Source organism: Pseudomonas halotolerans, assembly GCF_039581215.1.
Lineage (GTDB): Bacteria > Pseudomonadota > Gammaproteobacteria > Pseudomonadales > Pseudomonadaceae > Aquipseudomonas > Aquipseudomonas tehranensis.
Window position 1 is genome coordinate 287995 of record NZ_JBCNTJ010000004.1, and the last position, 22073, is coordinate 310067.

A 22073-nucleotide genomic window follows, 5' to 3' on the forward strand; every position below is an offset into this window, starting at 1 on the left:
ATCGTCCGGTGAGGGATTACACTCCCTGTCTTGTTTTTATTTGCTGGAGACTCCCCATGATCAAGTCACGCGCGGCCGTTGCCTTCGAGGCCAAGAAACCCCTGGAAATCGTTGAAGTCGACGTCGCCATGCCCAAGGCCGGTGAAGTGTTGCTGCGTGTGGTGGCCTCGGGTGTCTGCCACACCGATGCCTACACCTTGTCGGGCGCTGATCCGGAAGGGATCTTTCCCTCGATTCTCGGCCATGAAGGCGGCGCAATTGTCGAAGCCATCGGCGAAGGTGTGACGTCGGTTGCGGTGGGCGATCATGTCATTCCGCTGTACACGCCGGAGTGCGGGCAGTGCAAGTTCTGTAAGTCGGGCAAGACCAACCTGTGTCAGGCGATTCGCGCTACCCAAGGCAAAGGCCTGATGCCGGATGGCACCTCGCGTTTTTCCTACAAGGGTGAGACGATTTTCCACTACATGGGAACCTCGACGTTCTCCGAATACACCGTATTGCCAGAAATATCCGTGGCGAAAATTCCCAAAGAAGCGCCGCTGGAAAAAGTCTGCCTGCTGGGTTGCGGCGTCACCACCGGTATCGGCGCGGTCCTCAACACTGCCAAGGTCAAGCCAGGTGACACCGTGGCGATCTTCGGCCTGGGCGGCATTGGCCTGTCGGCGGTGATTGGTGCGGTGAAAGCCAAGGCCTCGCGCATCATTGCCATCGACATCAACCCGGCCAAGTTCGAAATCGCCAAGCAACTGGGTGCCACCGATTGCGTCAACCCGAAAGAGTTCGACCGTCCGATCCAGGAGGTCATCGTCGACATGACTGACGGCGGCGTGGACTTCTCCTTCGAGTGCATCGGCAATGTCCAACTGATGCGTGCCGCGCTGGAATGCTGCCACAAGGGCTGGGGCGAGTCGGTGATCATCGGTGTGGCCGGGGCCGGCCAGGAAATCGCCACCCGTCCGTTCCAGTTGGTCACCGGGCGCGTCTGGCGTGGTTCGGCCTTTGGCGGCGTGCGCGGGCGCAGCGAATTGCCGAGCTACGTAGACATGGCCGAGAAGGGCGAGATTCCGCTGGATACCTTTATCACCCACACCATGGGCCTGGAAGATATCAACAAGGCATTCGACCTGATGCATGAAGGCAAGAGCATCCGTACCGTTATTCATTTCTGAGGTCGGTCATGAGCCTTGAAAATATCTCCTGCCAGAAAAGCTTCGGCGGCTGGCACAAGCGTTACCGTCACCGTTCCGAAGTGCTCGGTTGTGACATGGTGTTTGCCGTGTACCTGCCGCCCCAAGCCGAGCAGGGTGGCAAGTTACCGGTAGTGTATTGGTTGTCCGGATTGACCTGCACTGACGAGAACTTTATGCAAAAGGCCGGCGCCCAGCGCATGGCCGCCGAACTGGGCCTGATTATTGTCGCGCCGGACACCAGCCCGCGCGGCGCCGACGTGCCGGGCGATCCGGACGGTGCCTGGGACTTCGGCCTGGGGGCGGGGTTTTATCTGAACGCCACGCAGGAACCGTGGGCGCGGCACTATCGGATGCATGACTACGTGGTGCAGGAATTGCCGGCGTTGGTCGAAGCGCATTTCCCGGCCTCGGATAAGCGCGGCATCAGTGGTCATTCCATGGGCGGCCACGGTGCGTTGGTGTGCGCCTTGCGTAACCCTGGGCGTTACCGCTCGGTGTCGGCTTTTTCGCCGATCAACAATCCGATGGATTGCCCGTGGGGTCAGAAGGCGTTTTCTCGTTATCTGGGGGAAGACCGCTCGAAGTGGCGTGAGTGGGATGCCTGTGCATTGATCGCTGAAGCCGACGAGAAGCTGCCGTTGCTGGTGGATCAGGGCGACCGCGATGATTTCCTGGCCAACCAGCTCAAGCCCGAAGCCCTGCAGCAAGCGGCCAGGGCCGCCGGTCATCCGTTGGAACTGCGCTTGCAGCCGGGCTACGACCACAGCTACTTCTTCATCGCCAGCTTCATTGAGGATCACTTGCAACATCATGCCCACGCTTTAGGGGGCGCTTAGTCGGTTTCCCCTTGGCGGGGGAGCTAATTGAGGGCGCTCCCTACGCTGAATGCAGGTAGAATCACGCCCTGACAAAAATCGGGGCGTTTTTTATATGCGTATTGGCCACGGCTACGATGTTCACCGTTTCGCTGAAGGCGACTTCATTACTCTGGGCGGCGTGCGTATTGCACACAGCTTCGGGCTGCTCGCGCATTCTGACGGTGACGTCCTGCTGCACGCCTTGAGCGACGCCTTGCTGGGCGCGGCCGCGCTGGGTGATATCGGCAAACATTTTCCCGACACCGACCCGCAATTCAAGGGCGCCGACAGCCGGGTGCTGCTGCGCCATGTAGTCTCGCTGATCCATGCCAAGGGCTGGACAGTCGGCAATGTCGATAACACCATCGTCGCCCAGGCACCAAAAATGGCGCCGCACATCGAAGCGATGCGTCAGTTGATTGCCGAGGACCTGCAAGTTGAACTGGACCAGGTCAACGTGAAAGCCACCACCACCGAGAAACTGGGTTTCGTCGGTCGCGAAGAAGGCATTGCCGTTCATAGCGTTGCCTTGTTGCTGCGCCCATGACCGAACTGGAACTATTGGGCCCCCGTGCCTACGGCGAGTCGCTGGGCAGCGCCGTACTCAAGGCCACTGCTGAAGACTTCCAGGTCGACGAAGTGCTCGACATCCCGCTGACGGGCGAAGGCGAGCACTTATGGATATGGGTTGAAAAGCGCGGTTTGAATACCGAAGAGGCTGCCCGGCGAATTGCCAAGGCCGCCGGCGTATCGTTGCGCACCGTCAGTTATGCCGGTCTCAAGGACCGTCAGGCGCTGACCCGCCAGTGGTTCAGCGTGCAGTTGCCGGGCAAGGCCGACCCTGACCTGTCGGCGGCGGAAAACGAAACGCTGAAGATCCTCAAGACCGGTCGCCATAAACGCAAGCTGCAACGCGGCGCGCATTCGGCCAATGGCTTCACTTTGCGCCTGACCCAGTTCAAGGGGGACGTGGCCGCCATCGAGGCGCGGCTGCAACAGATTACGCGTCAGGGCATCCCCAATTATTTCGGCGCCCAACGGTTCGGGCATGACGGCGGTAACCTCGTCGATGCCCGCGCCTGGGCGGCGCGCAAGGCTTTGCCGGAACAGCGCAATGTGCGTTCACGGCTGTTGTCCACGGCCCGCAGTTTTCTGTTCAACCGGGTGTTGGCGGCTCGGGTGGCCGATGGCACCTGGCAGCAGGCGCAGGTGGGCGACCTGCTGGCCTTCACCGACAGCCGCAGTTTTTTCCCGGCGGGCGAAGCTGAATGCAGCGATCCACGCCTGGCGATCCTCGATCTGCACCCGACCGGGCCGCAGTGGGGCGAGGGACCTTCGCCTGCCGCCGGCGCGACCTTTGAGTTGGAACAGGCCATCGCCGAGAGCGAAGCCGACCTGCGGGACTGGTTGATAAACGCGGGAATGAGTCACGAACGTCGCATCCTGCGACTGCCCATTGGCGGCCTGTCGTGGCATTATCCCCAGCCTGACATTCTGCAACTGGAATTCGTCCTGCCGGCCGGATGTTTCGCCACTGTCTTGGTGCGCGAACTCGTCGATCTGGTGCCGGTGGGGCAGACGGACAGCCCATGCGTATTCTGATTTCTAACGACGACGGGGTGACAGCACCCGGCCTTGCCGCGCTTTATGCTGCGCTGGCGGATTTTGCCGAATGCGTGGTCATTGCCCCGGACCAGGACAAAAGCGGCGCCAGCAGTTCGCTGACGCTCGATCGACCATTACACCCGTGTTATCTGGATAATGGTTTCATCAGCCTCAACGGCACCCCGACCGATTGCGTGCACCTGGGCCTCAACGGCTTGCTGGAGCGTGAGCCGGACATGGTGGTTTCGGGCATCAACCTGGGGGCCAACCTGGGCGATGACGTGCTTTATTCCGGCACCGTGGGCGCCGCCCTTGAGGGACGTTTCCTCGGGCATCCGTCGTTTGCCTTTTCGTTTGTTTCGCGGCAAGTCGATAATTTGCCTACCGCCGCGTACTTCGCCCGCAAGCTGGTCGAGGCCCATGGCGAACTGGACCTGCCGCCGCGCACGGTGCTGAACGTGAACATTCCGAACCTGCCGCTCGATCACATCCGGGGTATCCAGCTCACTCGCCTGGGTCACCGTGCCCGCGCGGCGAAGCCCATGCAGGTAGTCGATCCCCGGGGCAAGGCCGGTTACTGGATCGCCGCCGCCGGTGATGCCGAGGATGGCGGGCCGGGCACCGATTTTCATGCAGTGATGCAAGGCTACGTCTCGATCACGCCGTTGCAGCTGGATCGCACCTTCAACGATGCTTTTCGAACCCTCGATGGCTGGCTGGAGGGGCTGCGCTGATGGCCCGCGAGCAAGACGACATACTGCGCCGCGGAATCGGCATGACCTCCCAGCGTACTCGGGAGCGGCTGATTCAACGGCTCTATGAAGAAGGCCTTTCCAACGCCCAGGTGCTGGAAGTGATTCGCCGCACCCCACGGCATTTGTTCGTCGATGAAGCCCTGGCCCATCGCGCCTACGAAGACACCGCATTGCCGATCGGCCACAACCAGACCATCTCCCAGCCTTATATGGTGGCCCGCATGAGCGAGTTGCTGCTGGAGGCGGGGCCGCTGGACAAGGTGCTGGAGATCGGCACCGGTTCCGGTTACCAGACGGCGGTGTTGTCGCAACTGGTGGAGCGGGTGTTTTCCGTGGAGCGGATCAAGGTGTTGCAGGATCGCGCCAAGGAACGCCTGGTGGAACTGAACCTGCGCAATGTGGTGTTTCGTTGGGGGGATGGCTGGGAAGGCTGGCCGGCCCTGGCGCCTTATAACGGCATCATCGTGACCGCCGTGGCCACTGATGTGCCCCAGGCCTTGCTGGATCAACTCGCGCCCGGTGGGCGGCTGGTGATTCCGGTGGGTGCCGGTGAAGTCCAGCAGTTGATGCTGATCGTGCGCGAAGAACAAGGTTTCTCACGTCATGTATTGGGGGCGGTGCGGTTCGTTCCGTTGCTTAACGGGCCATTGGCCTGAGCATTTATAAACAGACGCTGAATTCCGTGGCGTGGGTTGTGTCTTACATCGGCACTGATCTTGTCACCGTTGTTTGGTTAAACGGATTCCAACGGCGTCGAGCAAACGTGTGCGTCAGCGCCTCGCGCTTCTTTAATAGAGGTGGGGTTGCGGCCAGCTATATTTGTTATACCGTTGCCTGCACAGGCAGTTTCCAATTTTTCAACCACCACAAAGGGAGCGGCGGGTGAGTCTCACAGTCATTGCGCAGCGTATGGGTATCACGAGCTTTCAGCGCCTGGTGACTGGCCTTGTCTTGAGTACCTTGCTGGTCGGTTGCTCCAGTACCCCGTCGGGTAACGTCCGGGTTGTCGATCGCAACGCAACGCCTCAACGTCCTACAGTAACGACCGGTCAGTATGTAGTCCGTCGCGGTGATACGCTGTTTTCCATCGCATTTCGCTATGGCTGGGACTACAAAGCCCTCGCTGCGCGAAACAACATTCCTGCGCCTTATACGATTCATCCGGGTCAGAGAATTCGCTTTGATGGGCGCAGTGGTTCAACGCCTACCGCAGTGGTGACTCAGTCGGGTTCGACGGCTTCTTCGTCGAGTAAAACGACGGTGATTCGCCGTCCGGTCGGAGCGGCGACGGCGACAGTACCGTCCGTCGCGAGCAAACCGGCGCCGGCTCCTACCCCTGCGGCAGGCCCCAGCCCGACCGGCTGGGGATGGCCTTCTAATGGCGTTCTGATTGGAAAATTCTCTTCAAACGGTAGTTTGAATAAAGGAATTGATATCGCCGGGGATTTGGGACAGCCTGTTTTAGCCGCGTCTGATGGCACGGTTGTGTACGCCGGGAGTGGTTTAAGGGGCTACGGCGAACTCGTGATCATCAAACACAGCGATACCTACGTCAGTGCCTACGGTCACAACCGCAGGCTGTTGGTTCGGGAGGGGCAGCAGGTCAAGGTCGGGCAAAAAATTGCCGAAATGGGATCAACGGGAACGGACCGGGTGAAACTGCATTTTGAGATTCGCCGACAAGGTAAGCCAGTCGATCCGCTGCAATTCCTGCCACGTCGTTGATTTGAATGTCAGCCTGTTCCGTCACGTAGAGGGAACAGGCTCCAGCGTTGCCAAGGATAAAGGCGTCGCTTGAGCTTGAGGTCGAACTCACCAAAGGACTATAACAATGGCTCTCAGTAAAGAAGTGCCGGAGTTTGACATCGACGATGAGGTTCTCCTTATGGAGACCGGCATCGCTATGGATTCGATGTCGAATGATGAAGGGGCGACTCCACCTTCCGTTCGTGCCAAATCCAGACACTCCGCTTCGCTTAAACAACATAAGTACATCGACTACACACGGGCGCTGGACGCCACTCAGCTGTACCTCAACGAAATCGGCTTCTCGCCGCTGCTCTCCCCCGAAGAAGAAGTTCATTTTGCGCGTCTGTCGCAAAGTGGCGATCCGGCCGGGCGAAAACGCATGATTGAAAGTAACTTGCGCCTGGTGGTGAAAATCGCCCGACGCTACGTCAATCGTGGACTGTCGCTACTGGACCTGATCGAAGAGGGTAACCTGGGGCTGATTCGCGCTGTCGAGAAATTCGATCCCGAGCGAGGTTTCCGTTTCTCGACCTACGCGACCTGGTGGATTCGTCAGACCATCGAACGGGCGATCATGAATCAGACCCGGACCATCCGGTTGCCGATCCATGTGGTCAAGGAACTGAACGTCTACCTGCGGGCCGCCCGTGAACTGACCCAAAAGCTTGACCACGAACCTTCACCCGAAGAGATCGCCAACCTGCTGGAAAAACCGGTGGGCGAGGTCAAGCGCATGCTTGGGCTCAACGAGCGGGTTTCCTCGGTTGACGTCTCGTTGGGGCCGGACTCGGATAAAACCCTGCTGGACACACTCACCGATGACCGACCTACCGACCCTTGCGAGCTGCTCCAGGATGATGACTTGTCCCAGAGCATCGACCAGTGGCTCTCGGAGCTCACGGACAAGCAACGGGAAGTGGTGATTCGTCGCTTCGGCCTGCGCGGTCATGAAAGCAGCACCCTTGAAGATGTGGGCCTGGAGATTGGGTTGACCCGTGAGCGGGTCAGACAGATTCAGGTCGAAGGCCTCAAGCGTCTTCGGGAGATCCTGGAGAAGAACGGCCTGTCGAGCGAGTCGTTGTTCCAATAAACAGGAACGCGCGCGTAATAGGAAAAGCCCTGACTGGTTCGGGGTTTTTTCGTTTCTGTAGCGGCTGTTTCAGTGCTTACGTTGTTTGTCGGCTTGGCGTGTAAGCATTTGCCTAGTGTTGCGTAAGCGTTTGGTTTCCCAGTGGAGGGATAGACGACTATAAGGGGCGTCGTATTTTTCATATCTTATTGATATATAAGAGTATTATTCTGTATTTCAGTGCTGTGACAGGGCCGGTCGACGGTGTGAGGCCAATTGCACTCGCCGAGGAAAATACTAATATCAGTCCTGTGTCGACGGACAGACACACCTGTCACGGACGATGGGGAAGGAAGGACATCGCAGGACGCGATTCATCAGGACGATGAAAAGGATCAAAGGGATTAGGGAAAAAATGTGGGCGGGTCAAACCGCCCCTTTTTTTTGCCTGCGATTTAGTGAATCCGAGAAAACAAAAAGGCCCGCAAGGGGCCTTTTTCGACGAACGCAGGGTGATATCAGCGTTCGAGCTCTTTGAGCTTGTCTGGCTTGCCATCCCACTCTTTGGCTTCTGGCAGCTCGTCTTTCTTTTCGGTGATGTTCGGCCAGATGTCCGCCAGCTCGGCGTTCAGCTCGATGAAGTTTTCCATGCCGGCCGGCACTTCGTCTTCCGAGAAAATGGCGTTCGCCGGGCATTCCGGTTCACACAGGGCGCAATCGATGCACTCGTCCGGGTGAATGACCAGAAAGTTCGGCCCTTCGTAAAAGCAGTCCACCGGACAGACTTCTACGCAGTCGGTGTACTTGCACTTGATGCAGTTGTCGGTGACGACGAAGGTCATTCTAATTCTCTCCTCAGGCGCGGCGTGCTGCGCCCCTTCACGTGGGGGCGTAGGTTCGGGAGCGATAGTCTGCGGACCAGGCTAAAAGTCCGCAGCATCCCAAACCGCGCGAGATTCTAACAGCTTGCAAGCCCGTGCGTTAGATCCGTGTCTTCAATGTATAGAGCAATTCAAGTGCCCGACGTGGCGTCAGGTCGTCCAGATCCACTTTGGCCAGTTCATCGAGCACCGGATGCGGCAGGCTGGCGAACAGGTCGCTCTGCTGCGGAGCAGCCGGTTTGCCTTTGCTCGGGCGTGGTGTTTCGTGGGGCAAGCTGGTGGTTTCCAGCCGGCTCAGGTGTTCGCGGGCACGGCTGATCACTTCGCTCGGGACGCCAGCCAGTTGCGCGACTGCCAGGCCGTAACTCTGGCTGGCCGGGCCGGGCAGCACGTGGTGCAGGAACACGATGCGCTCGTTGTGCTCGGTGGCATTGAGGTGCACGTTAGCCACCAGTGGCTGGCTTTCTGGCAGCACCGTCAGTTCGAAATAGTGGGTGGCGAACAGGGTGTAGGCCCGCAGGTGCGCCAGGCGTTCGGCCGCCGCCCAGGCCAGGGACAGGCCGTCAAAGGTGCTAGTGCCACGTCCGACTTCGTCCATCAGCACCAGGCTGCGCTCGGTGGCGTTGTGCAGAATGTTCGCCGTTTCGCTCATTTCCACCATGAACGTCGAACGCCCGCCGGCCAGGTCATCGCTGGAACCGATACGGGTAAAGATCCGGTCCACCAGGGACAACTCGCAGCTGGCCGCCGGCACGAAGCTGCCGATGTGGGCCAGCAGCACGATCAATGCGGTCTGGCGCATGTAGGTGGATTTACCGCCCATGTTCGGACCGGTGATTACCAACATGCGGGTGTTGTCATCCAGGCTCAGGTCGTTGGCCACGAACGGCGTGGTCAATACCTGTTCGACCACCGGATGACGGCCCTGGCTGATGCGCATGCACGGCTCGCTGACAAAGCGCGGGCAGTTGAGGTCCAGGTTGAGCGCGCGTTCGGCCAGGTTGCTCAGCACGTCCAGCTCCGCCAGGGCTCCGGCGGTATCCTGCAGCGGTGGCAGTTGGCTGATCAAGTCTTCGAGCAGCGCTTCGTAGAGCATCTTTTCCCGGGCCAGGGCGCGGCTCTTGGCCGACAGCGCCTTGTCTTCGAAGGCCTTGAGTTCTGGGGTAATGAAGCGCTCGGCACCCTTCAGGGTTTGGCGGCGAATGTAGTCGGCCGGCGCCTGTTCGGCCTGTTTGCTCGGCAATTCGATGAAGTAACCGTGGATGCGGTTGTAGCCGACCTTGAGGTTGGCCAGGCCCGTACGGGCTTTTTCTCGGGCTTCGAGGTCGATCAGGAACTGCCCGGCGTTCTCGCTTAACGATTGCAGCTCGTCGAGTTCGGCGTCGTAGCCGGTTTTCAGCACGCCGCCGTCACGGATCACCGCCGGCGGGTTGTCGATAATGGCCTTTTCCAGCAGCGCGGCCAGCTCCGGGTAAGTGCTGGTGGTGCGCGCCAGTTGTTGCAGATGCGGCGCTTCCAGGTCGGTCATCGCCACCTGCAGCTCGGGCAGGGCGCCGAGGGCATCGCGCAGACGCGCCAGGTCGCGAGGACGGGCGTTGCGCAGGCCGATCCGCGCCAGGATCCGCTCGATGTCACCGATTTCCTTGAGTTGCGGTTGCAACTGTTCGAAGCGATAGCGATCCAGCAGGCAGGTAATGGAGCTCTGGCGCGCCAGCAGCACCGTCAGGTCCCGCAACGGACGGTTCAGCCAACGGGTCAGCAGACGACTACCCATCGCGGTCTGGCAGCGATCGACCACCGATTGCAGGGTGTTGTCGCGCCCGCCGGCCAGGTTGGTGTCCAGTTCTAGGTTGCGTCGACTCGCGCCGTCCAGCACCACCGTGTCATCCAGGCGTTCGTGACGCAGGCTGCGCAAATGGGGCAGGGCGGTGCGCTGAGTTTCCTTGGCGTAAGCCAGCAGGCAGCCGGCAGCGCCGATGGCCAGGGTCAGGTTTTCGCAACCGAAGCCTTTAAGGTCCTGAGTGGAGAACTGCTGGCAGAGACTTTTCAGCGCCGAGTCGCGCTCAAAATCCCACGGCGCCCGACGCCGCACGCCACGGCGTTTTTCCGCTGGCAGGTCTTTGGGCCAGTCATCCGGGATCAGCAGTTCTACCGGATTGACCCGCTCCAGCTCCGCCAACAGGTTTTCCCAGCCCTTGATTTCCAGCACCGAGAAATTGCCGCTGGTGATGTCCAACACCGCCAGGCCGAACAGGCGTTCGTCCCCCAGGACTGCGGCGATCAGGTTGTCCCGGCGTTCATCCAGCAAGGCTTCATCACTGACCGTACCCGGCGTGATGATCCGTACGACTTGGCGCTCCACCGGTCCTTTGCTGGTGGCCGGGTCGCCGACCTGCTCGCAGATCACCACCGACTCGCCGAGCTTGACCAGCTTCGCCAGGTAACCTTCCGCCGCGTGGTAAGGAATCCCACACATCGGAATGGCCATGCCTGCCGATTGCCCACGTGCCGTCAGGGTGATGTCTAGCAACTTGGCGGCTTTCTTCGCATCCTCGTAGAAGATCTCGTAGAAGTCGCCCATGCGGTAGAACATCAACTGATCGGGGTGCTGATTCTTCAAGCGCCAGTATTGCTGCATCATCGGCGTGTGGGAGGACAGGTCGTTCACGGCTGTATTCATCGGTGTCAGGGAGGCTCGTTGAAAGGTGTGGGGCAAAAGGAGGGGCATTGGCCCGGCTTTTCCGCGATGGGCGCAAGGTTAACATGGGCGGTCTGGTGCTACCCATACGTGAGTGTCTTTTGGGATTGGGTGTATATCCGTTGCTGCGGTGATGGCGGCTGACGGTTCCGCTCTTACAGCGGCTCACTTTTGAAGAGCGCAAAAGTAAGCAAAACGCTTTTGCCCCACCACTCGGCACCTCGCCTAGGCTCGGTGTGCCTGAACGAAGGCATTGCTCCGTGGGCCGCCGCGAAGGGCCATCCATGGCCCAGCGCGGCTAACCCGGCATCCATGCCGGGTTGCCCACTGCGCAATACCTTCGTTCAGCCAGCGTGGTTAATGGGGCGCCGAGATCAACGTCCACCGCGAGGCGGCCTGATAGCCGGCCTGGTTCTTGGTGGAACCGCGTTTCCCCCGTGGGAGCGGGCTTGCTCGCGAATGCGGCCTGACAGCCTGTACCCCGATCAACTGTGGGAGCGAGCTTGCTCGCGATGACGGCTGTCAATGCAACTTAGTTGTAACTGGACTACCGCTATCGCGAGCAAGCTCGCTCCCACAGTGATTACTCGGGCTTCTCTTGGGTCTCGGCGTGCATCATGACTGCCTACCTCGGCTCAACCACATCCAACGCCCGATTCGCCAACAACTGCCCCAACTCAATCATCTGCTGGACCCCCAACGCGATATGCCGTCGAGAGCCCTCCAGGTCAAACGCCAGGTCACTGACCATGGCATTGGCCGAGGCCAGGGTTTCGCTGAGGTTGGCGAGCAGGCATTCGGCGTCGATGTTAGGGGCGATGATGAAAAGGGTGTCGAGCGAGTCGGATGTTTCTTTGTCGGCTTTCGGCTTGAGGTAATAGTCCAAGGCTCGGGTGGCGGCTTCGTCGAGTTTCTTGGCGTTGGCAGACTGGCTGCGGGAAACGTGATCGTCAGGATTAGGGGGATTCGGAGTGTTCTTGAACATGCTTCTTAGATCCTTAAGTTGGAGCCGCCACCGATTCGCTACTAAACGAAGAGAGTGGCAGCTGTACGCAGGTTAGTAGACCGGGGATCCAAGAAACCGGCGCACCCGAAGGCGCCCTGCGCACAGCCACCATTGAGTGCAGGAATACCTGACTGAATGGAGCAATGAACATCTTGGATACCGAGCTACTAAACCCGATCACTGATGGGCAGTGACGAGAACCAAAGTACCGATGGGATCCAAGGTGAACAAGCCGGCGGATTCTGGCGCAGTCGTAGGCAGAGGCGCAAGGCGATGTAGCTTGGCGTCGCACATTTGAAGGACGCGGATCGAGGGATTTCCCAAGAAGCTGTAGGGGGAATTCCCCCGTGACCAGCAAGCTCTTGTGGCGAGGGGATTTATCCCCGTTGGCTGCGCAGCAGCCCCTAGAGTCATTCAATCTGCCTGACACACCGGCTGCGGCATTTTGGGGCCGCTTCGCGCCCCAGCGGGGATAAATCCCCTCGCCACAATGGACTGAATATGCTTCAAGTGAGCGGTATCCCATATTTATGCAAAACAGCATTTGTCTTCTACGAAAAGAACAAGCACTATGCGCGTTATGCAAAAACGCAACGTTTCTACCGTATTAAGAGCATTGCTCGATCAGCACGGGATCTCCCCCACGGAGCTTCACCGGCGTACCGGCGTGCCTCAGTCCACCCTCTCGCGGATTCTCAGCGGCAAGATCGTCGACCCTTCGGATAAACACATCTCGAAGATCGCCGAATACTTCGCCGTGAGCACCGACCAGTTGCGCGGGCGCGCGGACCTTTCGCCCGCGGGCAATAGCCGTCGCGACGAGCCGCATTCCGAACTCAAGGACATAAGCCTTTGGGACGACGAAACACCCGTCGAGGACGACGAGGTGTCAGTCCCTTTTCTGCGTGAGGTTGAATTGGCTGCTGGATCAGGAAGATTCGTCATCGAGGAAAGCGAGCGCTCAAGCCTGCGCTTCGGCAAGCGCAGCCTGCGGCATAACGGCGTGCAGTTCGACCAGGCCAAATGCGTGACCGTTCGCGGCAACAGCATGTTGCCGGTGCTGCGCGACGGCGCCACGGTCGGTGTGAATGCAGGCAAATGCGGGATCGGCGACATCGTCGACGGCGACCTCTACGCCATCAATCACAACGGCCAACTGCGAGTGAAGCAACTTTACCGCCTACCCACCGGCATCCGCCTGCGCAGCTTCAACCGCGACGAGCACCCGGATGAGGACTACACCTTTCAGGAAATGCAGGATGAGCAAATCGTCATCCTCGGCCACGTCTTCTGGTGGGGCATGTACGCCCGTTAACCCTCTCGCTGTCAGATAAAACCCGCCACCGTGCGGGTTTTTTTTCGCCTCTGAAAATCGGCCAACCCCCGTATCCATTGAACGTCGATGCGTTGATGCATGAGTCATGCATAAATAAATGCATTTACGCATTGACTGTATATGCATCCATGCATATTCTGTGTCCAAGCCGCTCGACAAAGCGGCTGGCAACACAGCTCTTTAGTTCCACCAACAGGCAGCGATGAACCGGCCTTAACGGTTCAGAGGGTTGGCAACTGACCCGGGTGTGCAGCGTAAAGCACCAGAAGCAGTTATCCGGCGGGCAGGGACCGCGGTCGGAAGAACAATTTGAATGGATCCGTACCGCGCCAGTCGCGCCGAAAGATCAAGCGCATTACTGAAAAGCCTGGGCAACCGGGCTTTTTGGAATGCCTCTGCCGCGAGGCACTTCAAACCGCCGCCAAAGGGAGGGCTTTCGATGCTGAAGGATTTCAGGTGCGGTCACTGCAAACGACTTCTGGCCCGCATGGGCGAGAACACCGAACTCCAGATCAAGTGTTCCCGATGTGGGACGTTGAATCATGTGAAGGCCATTGAGCCTTTGAGTAAACGCCTTTGAGCGACATGACGCGGGATTTACCGCGAACCAACTTCATGCAAAAAGTGAACAAATATGACTATCGAACTTCCCCCAACTTATATCTATCCAGAGGAATACGGCACGGCGCGCGAAGCCGGTCTGCCTGCACCGATGCCTCATTTGATGATTGCCAGGATGGTCGAGGAGCGTAGCGCTGCCTATGGTCGTGGGCACTGGTCTGCAATGGTTCAGCGGCATTTCAAGGCAATGAGGAACAATAGTCCCATTCCGTATGGTTTGGATGGTTTCATCACAGGTGACTTCAAGGTTGCTTATGGCGCTGATCTTGTACACCTGAGAAATCAGTCGCTCTCTGTTGGTGACGCCTGGAGCCAGGGAATTAACGAAGGTAAAAAAATCAAAGACTTGTCGGTATTGGCTACTGAAACCGAATTTTCAGGAAATGTATTCACCCCGTTCAAGGCACTGGCGCATTGGATTGTCGGTGACGGTAAGGCTGCCAGCGTAAAAATTGAAAATACTGGCATTGCACCAACGCCGGAGAAAATCCCCGATTTGAAGGCGATTATTGATACGGCCGGTATTGGTGAGACGACTGTCAATCTAAGGGTTCCTTACTCTACTGGCCAAGACTCTCAAATCTCTCGCATTTATCTCGGGAACATTACCGTCAGTATTGAGGGTAAGGTCGTACGGACCACCTCTGGCACCGTAACTTTCACCGGAACAGCAAAGGCTTTTTCGGATAGGTACGATGCCAATGCAAGCAGCCATCGGGCTGAGTTTGACGAGGGGGCGACCACCGCACTGCGCGAAATTGGTCGGGTGGTAAAAGCCAAGGATTACGAAATCAGAATCATAGGAGAGCTGCCGATCCGCTACTCACGATGACCTAAGACCCACCGGCTGAAAGGATCTATTGGTAGGGATGGAATGCGGCCAAGAATAGCTTGGTCGCAGCGATGACCTGCCCTATTGACTCGTTCGTTTGCGTAAGTTGTGGGTGGATGAGAATTTTTTGCATCACCAGGGTGAGTGGTATGCTCCAGGTCTTTCATGATTTTCGAGGGAACGCAGCGTATGAGTCGCTATAAATCTTTATTGATAGCCATTGCGGTATTCGTCATGGCGTGGTTCTTCCTTCTCTATGCATCCGTGGACGTGCCCGAAAACCCGAGTGATCTGAGTGACACGAGAGGCCTTCCTGCTGTCAGCATCTATTCGGTAATACTAGCCGTTATCGGAGGCGTCGCAATCATTATGTCAGGTGCAGGTATTCTAATATCCATGAGGCTTGGATCTGCTTCCTTTGTGAGCAACTTCATTGTGTTTGTCGTTTCGAATGCTTTATTGGTGCTCGGGGCATTGTTGGGTATTTTTATTATCCTTTCCTATGTCTTGGACAACCCATTCGGCGTCGCCGGGATGTTTCTTTATCTCGTGGTGATCGGCTTTGTCATGTATGCGGCACCCAGGAGAGCCTCTTTCCGGCCCCTGCCCTGATAGCTCGCTCATGGCTGATCGAAGCCCCGGTTTAACCGGGGCTTTTTATTGCGTACTCATCAAGTCTCTCTTACCTCTGTTCGTCAGTTCCAAGTTGAGCCGCGTCAAGTTAAGTCATATCCGCAGAGTGGTACACGGAATTCTTATGGTGCTTTGTTCGAAAGCACGACAGGCACTTATCGAATGTCTTGGCGCTACCGCCGCCAAATTCCGGCGGAGGGGATGTCAGGGAAATATCTCGGTTCTACACATCCAAAATCACCCCCAGGAGGCGTGACATGACAAACGAGCAACAAGCGTTGCTGGACATGCCAATCTGGCTGGTCATCGTGCTCGCCCTGGTGGGCGGGGTGACCGGCGAGATGTGGCGTGCCGACAAAGAGGGCGCCCGCGGCTGGTCGCTGTTGCGCCGCCTGGCCTTGCGCTCCGGCGCCTGCATGGTCTGCGGCGTCTCGGCAATCATGCTGCTGTATGCCCTTGGCCTGTCGATCTGGAGCGCCGGCGCCCTGGGCTGTTTGACCGCCATGGCCGGTGCCGATGTGGCCATCGGTCTTTATGAGCGATGGGTTGCCAAGCGCATTGGCGTTTGCGAAGTGCCGCCGCGTGATTCTCGTCACGACTAGTACAGCGGCAACTAGAAAAAACTACTGCTACAGGATCGATGCGACCTGCCTGGATGCCAGGGCCTAAACACCACTCCCCTGTGGGAGCGTTGCCCATACCTTCGCGCCCAACCGAGTTCTTCTGTGGGAGCGGGCTTGCTCGCGAAGACGCCGGCACATCCAACGTCCCTGTTGCCTGACCCACCGCTTTCGCGAGCAAGCCCGCTCCCACAGGGTTCACTCGCACCTTCAGATACTGGAGCACCTTCATGAAGATCACCCCGATCCTCACGCAACTGCGCGAGCAATGTCCCGCGCTCGCCGATCGCGTGGCCGCAGGTTTTGACCTCGCCACGTTGCAAGCCGACACGCCACTGCAGACCCCCTGCGCCTATGTCCTGCCCACCGCCGACATTGCCAGCAAGAACACCGCCCAGAACGCCACGCTGCAAGCAGTACGTGACCGTTTCGACACTGTATTGGTGCTCGACGCCACCGACGCGACAAAAGCGCTGGATCTGTTGCACGACCTGCGCGCCGAACTGTGGCGGGCCCTGGTGGGGTTCAAGCCCGGTGGTGACTACACCGGCATCGAGTACGACGGCAGTGAACTGGTTTCCATCAATAGCAGCCGCGTGTCGTATCGGCTGCACTTTTTCGCCGAGTTCCAGCTGGGCCGCAATCTGGCGAGCCAGCCTGCCGAAAGCTGGCACGAGCGTGAACTGGACGGCTTGTCGTCCTTTACCGGGGCCACCGTGCGGGTCGATCCCATCGACCCGGCGGACCCCAACCTGAAACGTCCCGGGCCCGATGGGCGCGTGGAACTGACTTTCTCTGGAGACGTAACCCCATGAGCAAACGCATCACCGTGCTGCCGGCCCCGGGCCGTGCCGTACCGGACCCGGAAGCGGGCGATCTGTTGCCCCTCGAGGGCCGTGAAGTACCGGACAGCGCCTGGTGGCGTCGACGTCTGGCCGATGGCGATATCACTACCAAAACCGTGAAAGCGGCAAAACCACAGGGAGCCAAATAATGGCGATCGGATTCAGTAACATTCCCGCGGACATTCGTGTTCCGCTGTTCTACGCCGAAATGGACAACTCGGCGGCCAATAGCGCGTCATCGGCCATGCGCCGGTTGATCGTGGCTCAGGTCAACGACAACGTGGCGCCGGCCGAGGTCGGCAAACTGGTGCTGGTGTCCAGCGTTGCGCTGGCCAAGAACATCGGCGGCCAAGGTTCGATGCTTGCTTCGATGTACGAAACCTGGCGCAAGACCGACCCGTTGGGCGAGATCTGGTGCTTGCCGCTGCACAACGTCGAAGGTTCCATCGCCCAAGGCGTGCTGACCCTGACCGGCGCCGCGACTCAAAGCGGCCTGCTTAATCTTTATGTGGGGGGTGTGCGTGTTCAAGCCGCCATCGTCAACGGTGCGACTGCCGCTCAAGCCGCCACTGCGCTGGCGCTGAAAATCAACGCGAGCGCCGACCTGCCGGTGATCGCTGCGGCCGCCGAAGGTGTCGTGACGCTGAGCGCCAAATGGACCGGCGACAGCGGCAACGACATCAGCCTGCAATTCAATCGTCTGGGCAAGAGCAATGGCGAAGACACCCCTGCCGGCCTGACCACCGCCATCACGGCAATGACCGGTGGCGCTGGTGTGCCGGACCAGACTGCCGCCGTCGCGGCCCTGGGTGACGAGCCATTCGAGTTCATCGCCATGCCGTGGTCCGATGTGGCGAGCCTCAACACCTGGCAAGCGGTCATGGACGACAGCACGGGTCGCTGGTCCTGGGCCAAGCAGTTGTTCGGCCATGTCTACAGTGCCAAGCGCGGCACCCTCGGCACTCTGGTGGCGGCCGGTCAGGCGCGCAACGACCAGCACATGACCGTTCAGGCCCTGGAACTGGGCGTACCGCAACCGTTCTGGGTCCAGGCCGCTGCGTTGGCCGCCCGTACTGCGGTGTTCATCTCCGCTGACGCCAGCCGTCCGACCCAGAGCGGCAGTCTGCCAGGCCTGGATCCGGCACCGGCCAGCGAGCGTTTCACCCTGACCGAACGTCAGTCGCTGCTCAACTACGGCATTGCCACGGCGTATTACGAAGGTGGCTACGTGCGCATCCAGCGCTCGATCACCACGTATCAAAAAAATGCCTTCGGCCAAGCTGACAATTCCTATCTGGACAGCGAAACCATGCACCAGTCGGCGTTCATCGTGCGTCGCCTGCAAAGCGTGATCACCAGCAAATACGGGCGGCACAAATTGGCTGCCGACGGCACCCGTTTCGGCGCCGGCCAACCGATCGTGACGCCGAGCACCATTCGCGGCGAGTTGATTGCCCAGTACGCCAAGCTGGAGTTGGAAGGTCACGTGGAAAACGCCGAGCTGTTCGCCGAGCACTTGGTTGTCGAGCGTGACAGTCAGGACCCGAGCCGGGTCAATGTGCTGTTCCCGCCGGATTACATCAATGGCCTGCGGGTGTTCGCACTGCTCAACCAATTCCGTCTGCAGTACGACGCCGCCTGACTGTGGCGAGGGAGCTTGCTCCCGCTGGGTTGCGCAGCAACCCCAAAACAGAGCTGGCGCTACGTAATGCAGCGCCAGCCCGGTCAAGCGGGAGCAAGCTCCCTCGCCACAATGATCTACACAAATCCTCAGTGAACAGCTTTTATTCGAAGGGAGAAACACCATGGGTCAACTAATTGCGGGTACCTGCTACGTCAAAGTGGACGGTGCTCAACTGACCATCAACGGCGGCTGCGAAGCGCCACTGATGTTTACCAAACGCGAAACCGTCGTACCGGGTTTCTACAAGGAAACCGACGTCGCCCCGTCGTTCAAGGTAACGGCGCTGCACACGGCGGATTTTCCGCTCAAGCAACTGGTCGCTGGCACCGACATGACCGTCACCTGCGAATTCAACAACGGCAAGGTCTACGTGCTGGCCGGCGCTTACCTGGTGGAAGAGCCAGTGTCCAAGGGCGACGACGCCACCATCGAACTGAAATTCGAAGGCATCAAGGGGACCTGGCAATGAGCGATGTCGTGACGCTGCGCGTGGCCATCGAGGCCCACGGCGAGCCGCTGAGCGAACTGACCCTGCGCCGTCCGACGGTGCAAGAAGTCCGGGCGATCAAGGCGCTGCCGTACAAAATCGACAAGAGCGAGGAGGTGAGCCTGGACATGGATGTCGCGGCCAAGTACATCGCGGTCTGCGCCGGCATCCCGCCGTCGTCGGTCAACCAGTTGGACCTGGCAGACCTCAACGCATTGAGCTGGGCCGTCGCGAGTTTTTTCATGAGTGCGGCGTCGCAGCCATCGGCGACCTGATCGCAGCCGCCTATGACCTGGCCTGGTTCTGGAAGGTTGACCCCGAACAGATGATGGCCAGGCCACTGGATGTGCTCCGCGAGTCCCTGGAGCACGCGCAACGGATCAATGCGATGCAGCAGGTGCAGTGATGGCAGAGACACAAAAGCTAGAGAAAAAAGCAGTGCTGCTGACCGGCATCGATGAGCTGTCGCCCAAGCTTGCCAGCCTTCGGGCCAAGGTCGCCAGCTTCAAACAGAACCTCGATGCCACGGGTCTTGGCAGCCTGGATATTTCCGCTCTGCTCCCCGAGGGCGGCCTGGCCAAACCGTTCATGGAGGGGCTCAAGTCAGCAGACGCGTTCAAAGGTGAAGTCGGCGCGGCCAACGCGGCGGCCAGCAGCTTGAAGGCCCCTGAAGCGCCGCGTGTGGCGGCACAGAGCCTGGATGGATTGAAGACTTCCATCAGCAATGTGTCGGTGCAGTTCGGTTCGGCCCTGGGGCCGGCGGTCAACGCGGCGGCAGTCAGCTTGCAGCCGATGGTCACGGGTGTGGCCCAGGTGCTGCAGGACAACCCGCAATTGGTGCAGGGCCTGGCGACGGGCGTCGTGGCGTTCAATGCGATTCAAACGGCGGTCAGCGGTGCGAGCCAGGCGCTGGAAGTGGTCAACCTGGCCTTGAAGATGAACCCCATCGGCTTGATTGCCATGGGCATCGCCTTGGCGGCCGGGATGATCATCGCCCACTGGACACCGATCTCTGCGTTCTTCGCCGGGCTTTGGCAGAAGCTGTCGCCGATCGTCATGCCGATGGTCGAGTTCTTCAAGACGGTGTTCGCCTTCACCCCGATGGGGCAGGTGATCAGCCATTGGGGCCCCATCAGCAGTTTTTTCGGCGCGCTCTGGAATGTGATCGTGGCGGCGGCGACGCCCATTATCGGTTTCATGCAGACGTTGTTTGCCTGGTCACCCTTGGGTTTGATCATCAGCAACTGGGCGCCCCTGACCGGGTTGTTCTCAGCGATCTGGGATCTGCTCAAGGCACTGACGGTGCCGGTGATGGACGCCTTGAAAGGCCTGTTCGACTGGACGCCGCTGGGGTTGATCATGGCCAACTGGGGCACGATCGGTGATGTCTTCGCCGGGATCTGGGAGGGCATTCGCAATCAGGTGTCGATCATGCTGGCGGTGTTCAGCGGTTTGTTCGACTGGTCGCCCATTGAGGGCCTGACCCGACAGTGGGGGCCGGTGGGTGAGTGGTTCAGCCAATGGTGGGATGAGCTGCAGGGTGTGATTGCGCCGATCAAGGCGTTCTTCAATGGCGGCTTCGGGGAACTCATCGCTACGTTTACCGGGAAGGTCGAAGGATTGACCGAGGCGCAACGGCAGACCAATGCCGAAGGCAAGGGTGAACTGGCGCCAGCGTTTTTTGGCGGGGCCAGTGAACAGCCTGCGGGCTTGTCTTCCAGCCTTGCGCCGGCGTCCGGTGACCCTGCGGTGAAAACCTCATTGGCGCCGGGCGCGTTGCCGCAAACCTCCAGCGCCCTGGTGCAACAAAGCGCCGCCAACAACCGCACGCAGCTCGAAGGCGGCCTGACCGTGCGCTTCGAAAACGCGCCGGCCGGGTTGCGCGCCGACCCGCCACAGACCAATCAACCGGCCCTGGCGGTGAGTTCGCGCATTGGCTATCGCTCACTTTCCACAGGAGGTTCCAATGAGCTGGCGTGATCGTTTGTTGCCGGCGTCGTTTCGCGGCGTCGGGTTCTGGGTCGATCAGGCGAAAACTCCGGTCGGTCACAAGGGGCAGTTGCATGAATATCCCCAGCGTGACCAGCCGTTTTTCGAAGGCCTCGGCCAGCAGGCGAAGATTCATGAGCTGACCGCGTTCATCGTCGGCCCCGATTGCCTGGAGCAGCGCGACAAGTTGCTCAAGGCCCTGGAGCAGGGCAGCGGCGAGCTGGTGCATCCGTGGTTGGGGCGCCTGCAGGTCAAGGTGGGCGAGTGCGACATGACCCAGACCCGTCAGGATGGCGGCCTGGTGACGTTCGCTCTGAAGTTCTACCCCGACCAGCCGCTGCAATTCCCGTCGGCCGCGATCAACAGCCAGAAACTGTTGCTGGTGTCGGCTGACAGCTTTCTGGGTTCGGCGGTGCGGCGCTTCGAAGAGGCCATGACCTTGATCAAGGCCGCGCGGATTGGCATTGCTGATCTGCGCAACAGCCTTAAGGAGGTCTACGGCGTCATCGAGCAGGAACTCAAGCCGTTGATCGAGACTTATCGGCAACTCAGCGATCTGGTCAAGGCGGTGAAGGAGCTGCCCAGCGAAGTGGCCGCCGAGTTTAAAGGGTTGCTGGGGGACATCCGGGAGTTGAAGGACTTTGCCCGTGACGGCTATCGCGGCGTGATTGCCAGCGTGTCGCAGCAGGTGGAAGCCATTCGCAAGGCGGACGCTCCCAAACTCACCACCGGCAAGGACACCACGGCGGCGGCCCAGGCCGTAGCCGATCTGGTGCAGGACACGCTGCTGGTGCAGGCCGCGCAATGGATTGCGGCGATGCCGGTGGCGGCGCCGGTGGTCAAGTTGGGTGCTACCCCATCGGTGGCGCAGCAGGCGATGCAGCCGGTTCAGCGCCGGGACGTGCCGGTGGCCGACGATGTGCTGGCCCTGCGCGATGCCCTCAACGAGGCCATCTGGCAAGCCTCGCTCAAGGCCGATCCGGATCACTATCAGGCGATGAACAACCTGCGTCAGCAAATGGCCGCGCACCTGACGGCGGTGGCGTCATCCGGTGTCAGACTGATCAGCCTGTCGTTCAAGCAAAGCCTGCCGGCGCTGGTAGTGGCGTATCAGCAATTTGCCGATGCCACTCGGGTTACCGAAGTGACTCAGCGCAATGGCGCGGCTCACCCTGGTTTCCTGCCGCCCAACGACCTCAAAGTCTCGGGAGAGTAA

General features: G+C 59.5%; 23 protein-coding genes. 20 read left to right on the forward strand and 3 right to left on the reverse strand.

Features of this window, described 5'->3' with window-relative positions; genetic code table 11:
- Positions 1-56 precede the first annotated feature (56 nt).
- From AAIS01_RS08065 to rpoS, 8 genes are all read left to right on the forward strand, one after another.
- Positions 57-1169: an S-(hydroxymethyl)glutathione dehydrogenase/class III alcohol dehydrogenase gene (locus tag AAIS01_RS08065; protein ID WP_343468540.1), complete on the forward strand. Its 1113-nt coding sequence runs from the start codon at positions 57-59 to the stop codon at positions 1167-1169.
- 8 nt (positions 1170-1177) lie between these two features.
- Positions 1178-2026, forward strand: a complete 849-nt coding sequence (fghA, locus tag AAIS01_RS08070) for an S-formylglutathione hydrolase (RefSeq protein WP_343468541.1) — start codon at positions 1178-1180, stop codon at positions 2024-2026.
- A gap of 94 nt (positions 2027-2120) precedes the next feature.
- A complete protein-coding gene (gene ispF, locus AAIS01_RS08075) occupies positions 2121-2594 on the forward strand; it encodes a 2-C-methyl-D-erythritol 2,4-cyclodiphosphate synthase (protein ID WP_343468542.1) in 474 nt (157 codons plus the stop codon).
- Positions 2591-3649 carry a tRNA pseudouridine(13) synthase TruD gene (gene truD / locus AAIS01_RS08080; RefSeq protein WP_092454168.1) on the forward strand — a complete coding sequence of 353 codons (1059 nt, stop codon included), beginning with the start codon at positions 2591-2593 and terminating at the stop codon, positions 3647-3649. Before ispF ends, truD begins: the two co-directional genes overlap by 4 nt.
- On the forward strand, positions 3637-4386 hold the full coding sequence (gene surE / locus AAIS01_RS08085; protein ID WP_343468543.1) for a 5'/3'-nucleotidase SurE: 750 nt from the start codon (positions 3637-3639) through the stop codon (positions 4384-4386). Before truD ends, surE begins: the two co-directional genes overlap by 13 nt.
- Before the next feature lie 41 nt (positions 4387-4427).
- Positions 4428-5063 (forward strand): protein-L-isoaspartate(D-aspartate) O-methyltransferase, encoded by a 636-nt coding sequence (locus AAIS01_RS08090; RefSeq protein ID WP_171061419.1) that lies wholly within the window; start codon positions 4428-4430, stop codon positions 5061-5063.
- A gap of 226 nt (positions 5064-5289) precedes the next feature.
- On the forward strand, positions 5290-6132 hold the full coding sequence (locus AAIS01_RS08095) for a peptidoglycan DD-metalloendopeptidase family protein (RefSeq protein ID WP_343468544.1): 843 nt from the start codon (positions 5290-5292) through the stop codon (positions 6130-6132).
- Positions 6133-6238: 106 nt separating this feature from the next.
- Positions 6239-7246, forward strand: coding sequence for an RNA polymerase sigma factor RpoS (gene rpoS / locus AAIS01_RS08100; RefSeq protein ID WP_047227588.1), 1008 nt, complete (start codon positions 6239-6241; stop codon positions 7244-7246).
- Between the two features lie 497 nt (positions 7247-7743).
- Here rpoS and fdxA read toward each other — a convergent pair whose 3' ends face one another.
- The 3 genes from fdxA to AAIS01_RS08115 form a co-directional block, all read right to left on the reverse strand.
- On the reverse strand, positions 7744-8067 hold the full coding sequence (gene fdxA, locus AAIS01_RS08105) for a ferredoxin FdxA (protein WP_343468545.1): 324 nt from the start codon (positions 8065-8067) through the stop codon (positions 7744-7746).
- A 139-nt stretch (positions 8068-8206) separates the two neighbouring features.
- Positions 8207-10774 (reverse strand): DNA mismatch repair protein MutS, encoded by a 2568-nt coding sequence (gene mutS / locus AAIS01_RS08110; RefSeq protein WP_343468546.1) that lies wholly within the window; start codon positions 10772-10774, stop codon positions 8207-8209.
- Between the two features lie 655 nt (positions 10775-11429).
- A complete protein-coding gene (locus AAIS01_RS08115) occupies positions 11430-11789 on the reverse strand; it encodes a DUF6124 family protein (RefSeq protein WP_343468547.1) in 360 nt (119 codons plus the stop codon).
- A 601-nt stretch (positions 11790-12390) separates the two neighbouring features.
- On the opposite strand from AAIS01_RS08115, the gene AAIS01_RS08120 reads away from it, so the two are divergent.
- The 12 genes from AAIS01_RS08120 to AAIS01_RS08175 all read left to right on the forward strand — a co-directional run bounded on the left by AAIS01_RS08120 (position 12391) and on the right by AAIS01_RS08175 (position 22073).
- Positions 12391-13125, forward strand: a complete 735-nt coding sequence (locus tag AAIS01_RS08120) for a LexA family transcriptional regulator (RefSeq protein ID WP_092401339.1) — start codon at positions 12391-12393, stop codon at positions 13123-13125.
- Between the two features lie 460 nt (positions 13126-13585).
- Positions 13586-13726, forward strand: a complete 141-nt coding sequence (locus AAIS01_RS08125) for a Com family DNA-binding transcriptional regulator (RefSeq protein ID WP_343468641.1) — start codon at positions 13586-13588, stop codon at positions 13724-13726.
- Positions 13727-13780: 54 nt separating this feature from the next.
- Positions 13781-14599, forward strand: a complete 819-nt coding sequence (locus AAIS01_RS08130) for a lipid II-degrading bacteriocin (RefSeq protein WP_343468548.1) — start codon at positions 13781-13783, stop codon at positions 14597-14599.
- A 189-nt stretch (positions 14600-14788) separates the two neighbouring features.
- On the forward strand, positions 14789-15211 hold the full coding sequence (locus AAIS01_RS08135; protein WP_343468549.1) for a hypothetical protein: 423 nt from the start codon (positions 14789-14791) through the stop codon (positions 15209-15211).
- A 278-nt stretch (positions 15212-15489) separates the two neighbouring features.
- On the forward strand, positions 15490-15834 hold the full coding sequence (locus tag AAIS01_RS08140; protein WP_343468550.1) for a phage holin family protein: 345 nt from the start codon (positions 15490-15492) through the stop codon (positions 15832-15834).
- 248 nt (positions 15835-16082) lie between these two features.
- A complete protein-coding gene (locus AAIS01_RS08145) occupies positions 16083-16667 on the forward strand; it encodes a phage tail terminator protein (protein ID WP_343468551.1) in 585 nt (194 codons plus the stop codon).
- Entirely contained in the window at positions 16664-16846 is a 183-nt protein-coding gene (locus tag AAIS01_RS08150) for a DUF2635 domain-containing protein (protein WP_047230004.1), read from the forward strand. Before AAIS01_RS08145 ends, AAIS01_RS08150 begins: the two co-directional genes overlap by 4 nt.
- On the forward strand, positions 16846-18339 hold the full coding sequence (locus tag AAIS01_RS08155) for a phage tail sheath subtilisin-like domain-containing protein (RefSeq protein ID WP_343468552.1): 1494 nt from the start codon (positions 16846-16848) through the stop codon (positions 18337-18339). Before AAIS01_RS08150 ends, AAIS01_RS08155 begins: the two co-directional genes overlap by 1 nt.
- Before the next feature lie 163 nt (positions 18340-18502).
- Positions 18503-18850, forward strand: coding sequence for a phage tail tube protein (locus tag AAIS01_RS08160; RefSeq protein WP_214915547.1), 348 nt, complete (start codon positions 18503-18505; stop codon positions 18848-18850).
- Positions 18847-19143 (forward strand): phage tail assembly protein, encoded by a 297-nt coding sequence (locus AAIS01_RS08165; RefSeq protein WP_047230006.1) that lies wholly within the window; start codon positions 18847-18849, stop codon positions 19141-19143. Before AAIS01_RS08160 ends, AAIS01_RS08165 begins: the two co-directional genes overlap by 4 nt.
- A gap of 130 nt (positions 19144-19273) precedes the next feature.
- Complete coding sequence (locus AAIS01_RS08170; protein ID WP_343468553.1) at positions 19274-20848, forward strand: phage tail protein; 1575 nt, start codon at positions 19274-19276, stop codon at positions 20846-20848.
- Positions 20835-22073 carry a DNA circularization protein gene (locus AAIS01_RS08175; protein ID WP_343468554.1) on the forward strand — a complete coding sequence of 413 codons (1239 nt, stop codon included), beginning with the start codon at positions 20835-20837 and terminating at the stop codon, positions 22071-22073. The genes AAIS01_RS08170 and AAIS01_RS08175 overlap by 14 nt, the downstream gene beginning before the upstream one ends.